Source organism: Flavobacterium sp. LC2016-12 (assembly GCF_015351595.1).
Taxonomy (GTDB): domain Bacteria; phylum Bacteroidota; class Bacteroidia; order Flavobacteriales; family Flavobacteriaceae; genus Flavobacterium.
The window spans coordinates 40,308-55,839 of record NZ_JADKPT010000011.1 but is presented as its reverse complement, the minus strand read 5'-3'; the positions used below and the strand labels follow the sequence as shown (position 1 = coordinate 55,839).

The 15,532-nt window shown below is 34.4% G+C and carries 6 protein-coding genes; 4 read left to right on the top strand and 2 right to left on the bottom strand.

Going from position 1 to position 15,532, the window contains the following annotated elements:
* Positions 1–100: 100 nt before the first annotated feature.
* Entirely contained in the window at positions 101–1,603 is a 1,503-nt protein-coding gene (locus IRZ99_RS16260; protein WP_194658266.1) for an arylsulfatase, read from the bottom strand.
* Between the two features lie 22 nt (positions 1,604–1,625).
* Positions 1,626–4,010 (bottom strand): family 20 glycosylhydrolase, encoded by a 2,385-nt coding sequence (locus IRZ99_RS16255; protein WP_194658265.1) that lies wholly within the window; start codon positions 4,008–4,010, stop codon positions 1,626–1,628.
* Between the two features lie 329 nt (positions 4,011–4,339).
* On the opposite strand from IRZ99_RS16255, the gene IRZ99_RS16250 reads away from it, so the two are divergent.
* The 4 genes from IRZ99_RS16250 to IRZ99_RS16235 all read left to right on the top strand — a co-directional run bounded on the left by IRZ99_RS16250 (position 4,340) and on the right by IRZ99_RS16235 (position 15,440).
* On the top strand, positions 4,340–5,959 hold the full coding sequence (locus IRZ99_RS16250; RefSeq protein ID WP_194658264.1) for a hypothetical protein: 1,620 nt from the start codon (positions 4,340–4,342) through the stop codon (positions 5,957–5,959).
* A 398-nt stretch (positions 5,960–6,357) separates the two neighbouring features.
* A complete protein-coding gene (locus IRZ99_RS16245) occupies positions 6,358–12,468 on the top strand; it encodes a M4 family metallopeptidase (RefSeq protein WP_194658263.1) in 6,111 nt (2,036 codons plus the stop codon).
* A gap of 67 nt (positions 12,469–12,535) precedes the next feature.
* Positions 12,536–13,180: a porin family protein gene (locus IRZ99_RS16240; protein ID WP_194658262.1), complete on the top strand. Its 645-nt coding sequence runs from the start codon at positions 12,536–12,538 to the stop codon at positions 13,178–13,180.
* A 601-nt stretch (positions 13,181–13,781) separates the two neighbouring features.
* Positions 13,782–15,440: an RICIN domain-containing protein gene (locus IRZ99_RS16235; RefSeq protein ID WP_194658261.1), complete on the top strand. Its 1,659-nt coding sequence runs from the start codon at positions 13,782–13,784 to the stop codon at positions 15,438–15,440.
* Positions 15,441–15,532: the final 92 nt, after the last annotated feature.

Below are 15,532 nucleotides of genomic sequence, written 5' to 3'. Positions count from 1 at the left end.
TTCTCGTGTGTAAAGATTGTATTTATTTGATTTTTAATTAATTACATTTGATTTGAAAAGGTTTGAAAAAAACTCCAGATCTCTCTGAAGTTTTATCTCACTAGTTAATGAATTCCCATTCTTTAACTTGTACGGGAGTATGCTCTTTCTTTACTATTTCTTCAAACTTTTTTACTAATTCGGGATGTTGTGTAGCAAGATCTACAGCTTCTCTTTCGTCAGTTTTAAGATTGTAGATTTCCCAAGGAGCATTTTTGTTTTTCTTCATGTTGCTTTTGACACCTTTCCAGTCTCCGAGGCGAACAGCAACCTGACCTGTTTTTTCTGAGAATTCAAAGTACAGGTATTCGTGCTTTTTTTGATTTTTTGATGTTCCTGTTATTTCAGGTAAAAATGAAATTCCATCAGTATCGGTTTTCTTCTGACCGTTTAAATCAGCCATTGTAGCAAAAAAATCAATTTGAGAACTAATCAAATCACTCGTTTTGCCAACCGGAATTTTGCCTGGCCATTTTGCAATAAAAGGGATACGTATTCCACCTTCGTACAAATCGCCTTTTGTACCTCGTAATCCGCCCATACTGTTGAAATAGGCCGGATCGAAACCACCAGTTTTAAACGTTGCGCCGTTATCACTGCTGAACATTACAATTGTATTATCGTCTAAGCCAAGCGCTTTTATTTTTTCGAGAATTATTCCGACCTGAGCATCCAGATAAGAAACCATTGCTGCATAAGTCGATTTTGGATATAGCGTAGGAGCGTAGCCATTGTTTCCATAATAAGGCTGTTCATCAAATTGTCCTTTGTATTTATTAATCCATTCAGCCGGAGCTTGCAAAGAAACGTGAGGGAGCGTATAAGCCAGATACAAAAAGAACGGTTTCTCTTTGTTTTTATCAATAAATCCGATTGCTTTCTCGGTCATTTTTTCAGGAGCATATGCTTTTCCTTTGAAAGCATCAAAATCAGCAGGAGTAGCCATTTTTGGATCTAATGCTTTGCTGTGTACATAGATGTAAGGTTGTCCTAAATCATCTTTCACCGTATAACCCTTTGTATTTTGGTTTAGATAAGCATCACCAAAACTTTCCCAAAGATGCGAAGGATAAAAATTATGAGATTGCTTTTGGTCAAAATAGCCATAGAAATAATCAAACCCTTGTTTGGTTGGCATTCCTTCGGTCTCATTATATCCTAAACCCCATTTACCTACAAGAGCAGTTGTATATCCTTTTAATTTCAATAATTCGGCAACCGTAAAAGCTTTTGCTTCTAAAGGCAATTGTCCTTTTTCATTTTCATCGGTAAAATCACCAAACTCAAAATTACCACGAATATACGCATGACCGGCATTTTTACCCGTCATTAACATACATCGTGAAGGAGCACAAACAGGTGCACCGGCATAATGCTGTGTAAACTTTATTCCTTCTGATGCCAGTTTATCAATATTGGGAGTCTTAATTACTTTCTGACCGTAACAGCCTAATTCTCCATACCCCAAATCATCGGCATAGATATAAATGATATTTGGTTTTTGCTGGGCAAAGAGTACACTTGTTATCAAGCAAGTCAGTATTGTTTTTAAAATGGTACTCATAAATTTCTAATTTATAAAATAATTATTCCTCTTCTTTTATAGCCTGAATTTGTACTTCAGATAAGATTTGATTGAATACTTTTAAGTCCTTCATTTTTCCAATAAAGGAATTCTTACTGTCGCCAATTTGATCTAATGGAAAAAATAAGGTCTTCATTATGTAAATCGAATCGGTTTTGGTACCCACTTGAATTTTTTCTCGTTCTAATTTTTTAACCAGCTTACCATTTAAATATAAAGTGGTTGAGTTATTATCTCCAGAAACCGCAATGGTGCTCCATTTCTTTTCAGGAATTGCAACTCCAAAATCATAATCTTTTCCCTCATGCGAAAAACCAAAATTAGACGTTTTGCCTTGTTTTAATTTTACAGATGCATGATTCGATTGAAAAATTACCGAGTCATCAGTATTGTTTTCTGATGGATTAATTTTAAAAATGACGGTGTAATTATATCCAATTTCGGAATAAGGAAGTTTTGCCTGACTGCTATTGCTCTTAAAATTTAAAACTTTCCTGTCTCCCTCTTTTTCATAGGCAACTTGGTTTATAATTTTAATATCCTTGTTGTTGCCTCTCATTTCGTAATTGACAACCAAAGCATCTTTACCGGAAATTTCCCCTCTCAAATTCACTCCCGGACCTTCATTTATAAATTTAACTTTATCTGAAAAATTTTCGAAGCTTATCGTTTTATTTTCTCCGCTCCACATTTTTTCACTTAATACTTGCAGCGCCGGAAAAACCCTGTCTGTAACATCCTGAGCCGTAATTCCATTTGTAGGGATATCATTCCATACCGCAAACATTCCACCTCTAATAAAAGGGTCTCCCATCTTGAAAACTACATCGCCAACGGCTACCGGTTCCCATTTTTCATATAAATATTTCAAATTCAGATAATCGTAATAATAGCCTGCAGCAGGTACAATATACAGAAAACCATCTGGTGTACTGATAAGCGGATAACCCAATTCTTTCATTTTCAAAGGATCAGCATAACCGTTGTACCAGGCATTCATGGTTACGCCTTTGGAGGTAACCGGGGTAACCCCTTCAGCATGTGTCAAGGCGCCCCAAACCCTTACATCTTTACCAAACGTTTGTACATATTTTATAAAATGATCTGTGAATTTTCTGAAGGGTTCAGCTTCTTTTTTGGCATACTCATCTGTTCCAATGTGCACTTCCTTAAAACGGAATACAGGATTTTCTCCTTCCAGATATTCTCTGAATATATTTTCTACAATGGTATACGTTTCGGGATTTTTGATATCCAAATGATCCTTTCCAAATTCTTTACTGGCAATTTGTGGGAATGCTTTGGAAATGGCTAGAGAATGCGCAGGAACGTCAATTTCAGGAATAATATTTATTCCGTAATGCTCGGCCAATAGTTGTAAATCTATAAATTCTTTTTTGGTGTAGAATTCTCCTTTTGTAGGCAGATTTGGATACCGTTCATTTTCCAGCCTAAAGCCACTGTACGTACTATCCCAGTCGTTGTTAAAATGTTTTGCAAAGCCATTATCACTCAAATGAATTTGAAAATCGCCCATTTTATAGTAGGACATCAACTTTACATAATCTCTTAAAAACTCAATCTTAAAATATTTTCTTCCAACATCTAATAAAAAACCTCTTACTTCATATTTTGGATAATCTCTTGAAATCCCTTTAGGCAGAGAAGAATGTTTTGCATCTTGTTCTAATATTTGCAAAATAGTACGTGTTCCCCAAAAAGCACCTTTATATTGAGCAGCATTTATAGATACATAATCGCGAATAGAAAGAGAATAACCTTCCGCTCCCAATTCGTCATTCTTTCCATCTAACGAAATAAAAATATCCCCGGCTTTTGGCTTGCCTACAAGAATTTTTGGTTTTATAGCGCAAAGTTTATCTAAATCGTCCTGAAAGATTTTTGCAGCCTGTGTCAATGTTGCTTCCTGTTTTGCATCGATTACAATTCTTGATTTTGTAGTCAAAGTAAAATTTCCTTCATCACCATGCCATTCCCTCAAGGACGGAATCACAAAAGGTTTGGCATTCTTTCCCTGATTATTATGAGTTCCTTCAACGTTTACAGCATATGGGATTTCCATAAAAGAACCGTTGTCTTTTTTAATTGCTTTAAATAAAAGATGAACCGTCATGTCATGCAACGGAGTAAAAATAGTTCCTGATTTGGTTATAACCGAAAGATTATCTGAGCCTATCAATTCCAAATTAAAACCTTCAGGACATATTGGCGTTTTGTACGTTGAGGTTGCTTTTGAAATGCCAGGAACAAACACAGTTTTTTCGACGAAAAAAATCGAATCTGACTTCGTCATTTTAGATTGTGGAAGTGCCTGCATTGACACGAAAAAAAGGCTTATAAGGATCAGAAAATGTTTGTAATTCATCTTTAATTTTTGTTTTGACAGCTTAGTTTTGATTTCTATTATTACAACTTAAATAAATTTCGTAAAAAGTTAAAAATTGAATTAAAATCATGGTTTGAGTCCTTTTAATTTGAAAATAAAGCAAGGATATTTGGATTTTGATGACGAATATATAGGTTATTTTTCAATAAAAAAACGAAAATGAATAAAAATGTGTTCGAGCACACTAAATTTTTCATGCAAATTAAATTTACTAACTATAAATTGCTTTTAACACTTGCCATTTTTTTTATTTGTAAATTCAACATTTATTTTCCTTAATTTTGAAGCCATCTTTATAGTTTACCGCGATGGCTCGTTTATTATCACTCCTTCTTATTTTTTTTACTTTAATTTCTTATTCTCAGTCTTCAACAAAAGAATTAATCGATAAGTTAAACACCATTGATGACCATGAGAAAAAGGTTGATCTGTGCCTTAAAATTGCCGTTAAACTTCAGGATTCTGATTGGAACAGAGCAGTAAAATATGTGGAATTAGCAGAAGCGGAGGCAAAAAAAACAACTAATTCAGACCTTCTTTTAGCTCAGGTTTATAAAACTGCCGGTAGTATATATAGTTCCAAAGATGTGTTAGATGTTACACTTCAATATTACTTAAAAGCCTATGAAATTTATAAAAGCAGCAATAAAACAGAGGAAATTTTTAAGATGGAGAATAATCTTGCCATTGTTTATGCAGGAAGTAATAATGAAGAAAAGGCACTCCGGTATTTTTTGAATGTATATCATTACCAAAAATCTAAAAAGGAATCGGACAAATTGTTAAAGATTTTAAACAATATCGGTACCATATATCTGGGGAAAAACGTAGATTCCTCTTTATATTATTTTCACAAGGCCGATTTTATAGCAAAAAGATTAAAAAATAATACTTTAACAGCGTATGTCTATACCAATCTGGCGAGGGCCTATGCTTCAAAAAAAGATCAGAAAAATGCCAATATTTACTTTGAAAAAGCTTTTTCTTTAATCAATACTCCAATTGATAATTCATTAAGATCTTTTATTCACGGGTCTTTTTCAGAATACAAATTACAAGAAAAAAATCTTGATGATGCTATTGTAAATGCAAAACAGGCATTGGAGTTTTCAAAAGAAAATGTATTTAGTTTTTCGGGTTTAAGATTAAATAAAATACTTTATGAGGCTTACTTAGAAAAGCTGGACTATAAAAATGCTGTTTTTTATTTTCAGAAATACAATACCATAAGCGATAGTATAAATATTGAGCAGAAGGCTGTAAATCTGGAGAGAATCAGATTGGAGCAAGACTATAAAGTTCGTACCCAGATAAGATCGTTAGAGGAAGAAAAAAAGCGATTTAAATATTATGTAGTGGGATTGATAATGGTTGTAGGTATTTTGGTTTTGATTATTTTACTAATAAGATATCGAAACAAGAATATAAAAAATCAGCTCGAAAAAGAAAAATTAAAAGCCAAGCAGCAGGAATTAAAGCAAAGTCTTGAAGCAAAAAATATGGTTTTGGTCGGAAAAGCGATGTCGGAAATTAATCGTACAGATAATATCAATGAGATTTTGACTGATCTGAAAAAGATAAAACTCCAAACAACAAACAAAGAAATGCAGCATGCAATTGACATTGTTTTGAAACGTTTGGAAAAAGATTTAAATACTGATATCTGGAAAGAATTTGAAATAAGTTTTGAGCAGGTCCATAAATCTTTCTTTGATAAACTTACCGTCGATTATCCTTCACTTACTCCAAAAGATCGCAGACTTTGTGCTCTTTTATATTTGGATTTAACTACAAAAGAAATTTCTCAAATTACCGGGCAATCTTTTAAATCTATTGAAAATGCCCGAACCCGACTTCGCAAAAAGTTTGATTTAACGAACGAAAAAGTAAATCTCTCTACTTATTTGAACACTTTTAAGCATGATTAATTTTAAAATAATTTTAAAATTAACCATTTGATTACTTTATGATTACATTGAAATGAGTGTTTTATAAGTAGTCCTTTTTTAGCACTGAGTGTTTTTGCATTACTCCTTTTTTTTAGTGCCCGATACTGTCATTCTATATTTACCAAATCTATTATAAATACGGTTTGATGAATACGAATAAAAAAAAGGAACCCGTTAAAAGTTTGGAAGAACTTTTAGACGAAGCACAAACAAAAAAGAGCGCACTCTTAAAAATCATACAAAAAATAACGAAAGCAAATTCAAGGAATCAGCCTCCAAATTGATTCTTGGGATTTGCTTTTGTGCCTTCTTATTTAATCTATTAAACGCATTTAATTATAATTCAACAACCTTAATATTAACCTTAAATTAAAAAAATGAACCAGATTTACTCTAAACCCAGGTATTTGTTTCTTTTGTTAGGTTTTTTGATCTGTTCCGCAGGAATGGCTCAGTCTCCTTTGCAAAAAAGCAAAAGTGGTAATGTGCAAACGGCAATACAATCGCCTGCAGCAATTCAAAAAAAGGATCAGTCTTCTAAGAAAACAACTGATCAAAATGTCAATCAGGATGATGAGGCCGGTCTTCCATTAACTCAAAAAAGCATAAAAGGCCAGACGCTTTCTCAGGAAGAAAGTGATGCTGTTTATAAACAATTAAAAGCAAGTCAAAAACTTTTTGATAAAAACTCTGGTAGTTTAACGGCTAAAAGTGCTCAAAGTAAGGATACTACAAAAGTTAGGTCTTTTGCTAAGTCTTCAAATTTAACGATTCGAAATGTATTTGAGGTTAAAAAAGCCGATTTTGAATTGGCTGGTACAGACAGAATGCAATTGAAATCAGTTTCTGATAAACATGGCAGAAGTTTGGCGACTTATCAGCAAATCCATAATTCTGTTCCTGTAGAGGGTGCAGTTTATAAGGTTAGAGAAAACAAAACAAAGATTGATGCATTTGGTGAGATCAGCAAAAATTTGCCAACAAACAGCAAATACAAAGTAAATGCTTCTCAGGCTCTTGAGAATGCCCTTAAAATGGTAAATGCAAAAGAATATGTATGGCAGAGTAAAAAACTATCTGCTTTAGTTCATAAAGAAATAAAAACAAAACCAGAAGGGGAATTGGTTTACGTTGGACCAAATTTTTCTTCTGAATTGAAAGAATATCACCTGGCGTGGAAATTTGATATTTTTGCTACTAATCCGCAATCAAGTCAGACAATGTATGTAGATGCTGATTCAGGAAAAATAATCCTGAAAATTGATTTAAGCAGAGATGTTCATATTGCAGGGCAAAACATTGGTAAAGGTAAAGCTCGCTACGCTGGAAATGTCACTTTTAATACCAAACAATATGCTGATGGGTATCATTTAGAGTCTTTGCAAGGTAAGTATGGTGTGCCAATTTATACTTTAAATATGAATCATGCAGATTTTCCTTCAGATGAAATACTTACAGAATATGTTGATGAAGATAATAATTGGAATGACTTATATAATAAAGATCACGATGAAGCGGCAATTGACATTCATTGGGGATTACAAAAATCTGTAGAGTATTACGAAGAAAAATTTGACCGTAATAGTGTCGATGACAAAGGAATGACCATTTTTGGTCTTGCGCATTTAGGAAATAAAGTTGAAAACGCTTCATGGACTGGAGGATGGACACAATTTGGAGATGGTGATAACACGCCTTATGTAAGTTTAGGTATAACAGGTCACGAATTAACGCACGCTGTAACACAGTTCTCTGCCGGATTAATTTATCAGGGAGAATCAGGTGCAATGAACGAATCGTTTAGTGATATTTTTGGGGTTTCGATAGAATTTTATGCTGGAAAAGACTCTAAATATGATATTTGGTTATTAGGAGACGAATTATATTCACACGGAAGTTTAAGAAGTATGTCTAATCCAAAAGTTCAGGGTCAGCCTGATACTTATGGTGGAACAAACTGGATAAGTCCGGCAAATATTAATTATGATAATGGAGGTGTTCACATCAACAGCGGAATTACCAATTATTGGTATTATCTTTTAGTTGAAGGAGGTGAAGGAGTTAATGATCTTAATAACAGTTACAGCATAAAGCCTATTGGTCTTGCTAAAGCTGAAAAATTGGCCTATATAACGCTTACAGAATATTTATCGCCATCTTCAAATTTTAGCGACATGCGTATGGCCACTTTAATGGCTGCCGAAGATTTGTTTGGCTTAGGTTCTGAAGAGTATAAACAAATTACAAATGCATGGTATGCAGTTGGTGTTGGTACAGCTTATTCTGATAATCAGATAGCAGTTATTTCGGTTGAAAACCCTTCAACACTTTGCGGACCATTAAATGGAGATGAACCTTTTTATGTAACCATTAGAAATACTGGGGCTACCGTTATTAAAGCGGATGAAGTTCTGAATTTTAAATTAAGAGCAATGGCAAGTGCCTTAGGAAGAATGATAACTTTCTATGAAACTGATGGTAAAATATCTTTTGCTAAAGATTTAGCGCCAGGCGAAGAAACAACTCTAAAAGTTCAAGCTACAATTCCTTACCAAAAAGGCGGAGCTATCAATTATGTAGAAGTAAAACTTGATTTAAAACCTATTGAAGAATTTGGTGCAAAAGACGGATATTCTTTTGTTTCAAATATCGTTGTCCCAATTGCAGAGAAAGATTTTGATATCAAAGTAACAGCACTGGATCTTCCAATGTATACAGGTGATGCACTTACAGCAAATTATACACCAGCCATTACTTTTACTAACTTAGGTTGTCAGGATATTCCAGCCGGCACTGTTTTAAAAGTTGGTTATACAGATACAAAAGCAGGAAGTGTTACAGTGTGGAAAGATGTTACACTGGAGGCCGCTTTTAAAGGGAAATCTGAGATGACAGTTACTTTTGATACATCTATTGATTTATCAGCACTTGGTCTGCATACTTACGAAGGGTATGTTACTTTAACTCAGGATCCAATAACTACAAATAATAGTATCTTAAATGCGGCATATAGCGGTATAGTAACACAGCTTCCGTATTCTGAAGGATTTGAAAGAACTCCAGGAGGCTGGAATACAAAGGCATTAAGCGGAACTCAGAAATATTTGTTCCAGAATTATCCTGTTTCGTTTAGAACTACGAAATCACAGTATATCTGGGCAACTACAGACATAAGAGGAAATGGTAAAATGGCTCTTAATTCTGATTTTGTGTTAGAATCTCCAATCTTTGACTTTACAAATGTTGTTTCTCCCTATATTGAGTTTGATTTATATTATCTATTTCATAAGGGTTATGATGGTTTAATTGTTGAATATTCTGAGGATAAGGGTACAACATGGAAAAAAGTGGAGAATGTTAATTATCCTGAAACATTGCATTATGATGATACAGAAGGCGGCTGGTTTACAGGTGTAAATACACAACTGAAGAAAGATCCTTACCAAATGCGTTTAAATGATCTTGCCGGAAAAAAAGTTGCAATTCGTTTCCATATAAAAACAGATGACTATAACGATGGCTTTTTAGGAGGATTCGTTGATAATATTCTAGTTAGCGATGCTCCTTACGATTTAGAAGTTTTATCTGCAAAATTAGATGCAGGCAAATGTTCTGTTGACAATACCAACGTAACGATAAGTGCTAAAATTACAAACAATTTCGCTACAACAAGTCAGGTGGTGAATGTTACAACTAAAGTTCTTGATGCTTTGAAAAACGAAGTTTTTTCAAAAACAGAGAAAACAACTTTAAATTTCGCAAAGTTTAAAGATACTTTAACGTATTCTATTTCAAATATCAACCTGCAAAATGTGGGACAGCATACCATTAGTATTTCTGTTTTCCCGGAAGACATGACAAGGGATGTTAAACAAGGCAACAATGCTGTAACTTTTGCATACGATAATTGGAACAATGAAGATATGAAAGTCGCTGTACTTCCGTATAAAATGGACTTTGAAGATGCAAGCAAGTATAAAGGCTGGAGAACTTCTGAAAACAAGGGATCTGCGGGATGGCAGCAAGGATTACGTGCTGATTTAGGATCTCCGGGATGGTTTCTTGATGATCATACTCATTTTATGGCTAGTAATGATGACAAATGTAATTGTGATGCTGCAAATGATATGCTGGTTTCGCCGGTATTTGATTTAACAAATTACAAAGAAGCACATCTATCTTTTGATGGTTATGGAGACTCACAGCATTGGTCTGACGGTTATGTAAAAGTCAGTACCGATGGAGGAGAAACCTGGACAGAAGTCTTTCATATGCCCTATTATGGCGCGTGGTGGGAATATGATGTAGATTTAACGCCATACGCAGGAAAATCATGTGTGCAGGTTGCATTTCAACATAATGACAATGGATTGTTTGCTAATGGTTTTGCTGTGGATAATATTGAAATTAAAGAGAAAAAAGATTATTTACGATTATCTGATTTTAGTGTTGCAGAAACTGTTTATGAGGATGCACCTTCAAGTGAATTTTTTGTAAGTGTTAAGAATTTAGCATACAACACAATTAATAAAGTTAAAGTTGAATATCAAATCACTCAAAACGGAACAGCTGTCGGTGCTCCGGTAATATTAGAGAAAAACGATGAAATTTTGGTTGGCCAGACTATTGTTTATAAAATAAATGGTCTTCCAAAATTAGCAGCAGGGAATTACGAAATTAAAGTAAAAACACTTGCAGATGGTGCAGCAATTGCACAGGCCATGACAGGTTCGTTTCAGGTAGTGGAAAAAGCTTCTGAATTGAGCACAGAAAATTTTTCAACCGTAACTCAGGGTTCAATATTTGGATCAAAAGGATTCGTATCCAATAAAAGTGATGAAAATTATCCTTGGAGAGCTCTTACTACGACTGATAATATTTATTTGACCCTTCCTATGAATGATCGCACGGGAGATACTAATGGACAACTTTTATACAGTCAATTAGAAGGTTATTACTATTACTCAGAATTGGTTTCACCACTTTACAAGTTATCAGCAAATTCTACAGCTTTAGAATTTTATTATGCAATGCAAAGCAATGTCAATGATGTTTTAATTGTTGATGTTAAACCGGTAGATGGAGAATGGACTGAAATTTGGAGAAATGTTACCCAGGGAACTTATGAAGATACGGAGTGGCAAAAAGGTGTAGTTAATATTAGCAAATATGCTGGTCAATCAGTAATGCTACGTTTGAGACACGCTAAATCTGATGGTTACTCTTACCTGGTTCTTGATGATTTAAAGGTAATAAGTGAAAAAGTTTTGGATGTCTCATTGCAAATTTTGTCCCCAAAAGACATTTGCGGCAATAGCGAAGTAAAAGTTAAGCTGAAAAATGAAGGACAAAAGCCGATCGCAGAAAATTCAATTCAACTAGATTTAGATTATTCTAATACAGGAGAAGCTATTTCAGAAATTGTAACATCAGGAATTCCTGTTGGAGAAAGCATTGAATATACTTTCAAAAAACAGCCTAAATTAGATGAAAGTGGAGATTCGCATGTATTTACGATTAATGCAAAATTGGAAAATGATATTATCACACAAAATAACATCGTTAAAAATTATGCTTATCAGGGAGTATCTTCAGATTTCAAAATATTTGACACTCCTGTTATTCATGGATATGCAGATAAAACCTTGTATATCGACGCAGAAACTAATTTTTTAGACCGTGAGTTGGTAGTTGCTTCATATAAATGGAATACTGGTGCTGCAACAAATGACATTGAAGTAAGTACAGCAGGAGATTATACTGTAACTGCTATATTAAAGAATGGTTGTACGGTTTCTGAAACTGTAAAAGTTGTATTCGATACTTTTGAATCTGAATTGGCAAGTGGAGATGTTTGTGGTCCGGAAGTGGTTTTAAATCCAGGTAATTACAAAGCTTACGAATGGTTTGATGGTTCTACAGAGCCAACTTATACTACTACAGAAAGCGGAGATTATTATGTAACCGTTTACAATGAAAGCGGATTAGGTAAAATCTTCAAAACTAGTATTTCTATTCTTGAAAATACTGTTCCGGAGATTCAGCTTTTAGATGAAAATAAATTAGTGGCTTCAGCAGATGCAGCAGGCTATCAGTGGTATTTAAATGGAAGACCATTGCCAAATGCAACTCAAAAAACAGTTGCCACAATTTGGGAAGGAAGCTATACTCTTCAGGCGACAAACAGTAACGGATGTAATAGTATGTCGGCACCAATTGAATCTAAAGGTTTGATTATCGGAAAAATAACTAATGCTTTTAGAGTTTTCCCAAATCCAGCTGCAGATAACGTAAATATCTTTTTAGCAGATCAGGTTGAAGGTAAAACAGAAATTAAAATTTACTCAACGGATGGTGCTGCTTTATGGAGTAAAAACTATACTTCAATGCCATCAAGTATAGATGTAAGTCAATTGATTACAGGTGTTTATGTTTTAGACTGTACTGTGAATGGAAAAAGATATACAGCTAAGATTATTAAGAAATAACATAATTACAGATAGAATTGGCAACTCTAATTTTTAGAGTTGCCAATCTTAAAAACAAACAAGTATCATGAAAAAATCCATGCTAGTTTTATGCACACTCATGTTTTGTGCAATCGTTACAGCTCAAACCGACAAGGTAAAATTGGGTGTAAAAGCAGGTTTAAATATTTCCAGTCTTACTTCTGATGAAAGTGAATTAGATTCATCTGACAGAACAGGCTTTACCGCTGGATTAATGGCAGAAATTCCTTTAGCAAAAAACTTTGCAATTCAGCCCGAAGTATTATACAGCCAACAAGGAATGAAATTTTCTTATTCAGATATAGATGTTGTCAATTCACACTATAAAAGCACAATCGAATTAAATTATTTAAACATTCCGGTAATGTTAAAATATTATGTTGTAAAAGGATTAAGCGTGCAGGCTGGGCCACAAATCGGAATTTTATTAAAAGCCAATAACAAATATCAGGATAACTTTTTGGGTTATGAAAATCATGAATCTTTCAATTTGTCTGATTATGCAAATGGTATCGACACTTCTGTAAATTTTGGACTAGGTTATCAGTTTAAGAATAAATTTTATGCAGATTTAAGATATAACATTTCTTATTCGGATATATTTAAAGATGCTAGTGCCAATACATATGTTATTAACAGTGATATGAAGAATAGAGTTTTTCAAGTAACAATCGGTTATTTTTTTAAATAGAGTTAGTACTCTTCATATTCGATTAAAGCCACTCATTTAAAGAGTGGCTTTTTTTTTAAGTGGTAACCAATGAAGTAAATGTGTTATTTTTCTTTCAATTGATAAAAGACGAAAATTTTCACAAAATCAAAAAATAGTGGCTAACTCCTGATTTATATGTGTTCGAGCACATTAAATTAATGTGCTCGAACACATATATTTGTCTTTTTCTTTTTTTATTAATAAAAAATATATAGTTTAGCTGCTAAATAGGAGTATATTCTTATGTTTTGTTATGATAAATATGGTTTTAATGAGTTTTTATTGCGGTTTTACGATATTTTTAAAATAGAAATAAATACGTAGAAGGCTGTTGTTTTGAGGTCGTCTTACAATAGGGTTGTTTACAGGAAATGTCTATGGAGAGAGAAATAAAAATAGGGATATTTAAATAGAACTTTAAGAGGTTTTATGGGGCGTAGAGTAAAACAAATAAAATATAGCTGGGGTACATAATTACAATTTTATCGTCTTCAGTGTTATACGTTTTTTTGAAAAATAATGAATTGTATTTTTTTATGCATTAATAAAATAATAGTAACCATTAACAAACCTTAAAACTATGAAATTAACCATTTTTTTTCCGCGGCCTTTGACGGCTCTGTTGTTTCTTTTTTGCACTTTGATGTCTTGTCAGGAAGACAACACACTTAAAAGCCTACCACTAGCCGAATCGGGCCAAAATGCAGCCAAGACCGCAAAGGTAAGTGGCGAGAATGCGGCTCCATCAGAACACCTTTATTTTTCTTTTGCCTCAGATGCTATTCTTAAACTGCACAAAGTAAAAATCACACAATCGGCCAATACAGAATATTTCTCAGTTCATAATTATTCAGGAGGTTATGCCGGGCTGCAACAAACACCCGATACTTCTTTTGGAACCCCAAATATTCTGATTTCTTCGCTTTGGGATCCCAACACCCTGGGAGGAATTTATTCTGAAGTGGCTTACACCGCTGATGGAACTATAAGCAGCAGATTTGGTGGAGAGGGTGATGGGTACAAAACCATTAATCCTTACCAATGGACTCTTAATACCTGGTATAATATCGCTTTAAGAGCATGGAAATTAAATGGAAAATTGTACATCGGTACCTTTATCCAAAATCAAAGCACCGGAGTCTGGTTTCATACTTCTACATTGGCTATTCCTGAGCGTACCACTTTTTTAGGAGCGGGCAACGACGCCTTTTTAGAGAATTGGGATGGAACTAATACAGCTCATGATGGTAGTTTTGTGAGGAAAGCTTTTTTTAAAGATTGCTGGAATCTAAGCATAAACAATACCTGGGAAAAGCACACCAGTAGAAGTTTTAGTGCCAATGCCGGTGATGAAGGCAGAAATGGTATATACGACAGGGCCTTCAACTCGGGCTATGATGCGACAGAAGATGCTTATTTTATGGAGCATGGCGGGAATGTCCAGCCCAGCGCAGCATTTGGCACAGGACGTACATTATCACTTCCGGCGCAAAGCAATCAGGGCACCGCTCCTGTTTTAACTGTTGGCCAGCTGCAAGGAGCCACAGCCATTAGTAGCGGGAATACCGTAACGGTAAACTGGACCAACGTTTCAACCAAGAGCCCGCAATTCTCTTCGAAAGTAGAATTGCTTGATCCTTCGGGAGTGGTAGTGAGTGCGGTGAATGAAGTGTTACCTCAAAAAAGATCCGCTACCATTAACAGTACACTAGGTTCGGGTACTTACTCTGTTAGAATTACCCTTACAGATATTTTTAACCAAGTTTCTCCAGCTTTAACAGTACCGGTTACGCCTGGTATATCGGGAAGTACATGGTATAAAATTAAAAATGCCTCGAGCGGTCTTTACCTGGCCATTGAAAATAATAGTACTGCCAACAGTGCTTTTCTTGTCCAAAGCACCAGCGTAAGCACCAACGGACAAAAGTGGAAATTTACTACCGTGGGAACGGCTTATACGATCGTCAATGCTAATAGCAATAAGGCACTCGACATATCAGGTGGAACACAAACTTTAGGCGGGAATATTATTCAGTACACACTAACAAGTGGTACTAATCAGCAATGGAAGTTAATTCCTGCTGGCACCAATAAATATGTAATTCAAAGTAATCTATCAAATCATTATGTACTGGATAATCCGGGAAGCAGCACTACAAGTGGAACTAAGATTGTTCAATACAGCATTAATGGCACAACGGGAAGTCCAAACCAACAATGGATACTCGAAGCGCAATAAAGGAACAAAATTTACAGATGCAAATATTATTAGTGATATGAAGAACAAAGTTTTTTAAATAATAGTTGGTTCTTTTTTTAAATCGAGTTAGT

Coding starts and splice junctions, on each gene's coding strand:
- IRZ99_RS16255 (WP_194658265.1), bottom strand. CDS start 4,010: ATGAATTACAAACATTTTCTGATCCTTATAAGCCTTTTTTTCGTGTCA.
- IRZ99_RS16260 (WP_194658266.1), bottom strand. CDS start 1,603: ATGAGTACCATTTTAAAAACAATACTGACTTGCTTGATAACAAGTGTA.
- IRZ99_RS16235 (WP_194658261.1), top strand. CDS start 13,782: ATGAAATTAACCATTTTTTTTCCGCGGCCTTTGACGGCTCTGTTGTTT.
- IRZ99_RS16240 (WP_194658262.1), top strand. CDS start 12,536: ATGAAAAAATCCATGCTAGTTTTATGCACACTCATGTTTTGTGCAATC.
- IRZ99_RS16245 (WP_194658263.1), top strand. CDS start 6,358: ATGAACCAGATTTACTCTAAACCCAGGTATTTGTTTCTTTTGTTAGGT.
- IRZ99_RS16250 (WP_194658264.1), top strand. CDS start 4,340: ATGGCTCGTTTATTATCACTCCTTCTTATTTTTTTTACTTTAATTTCT.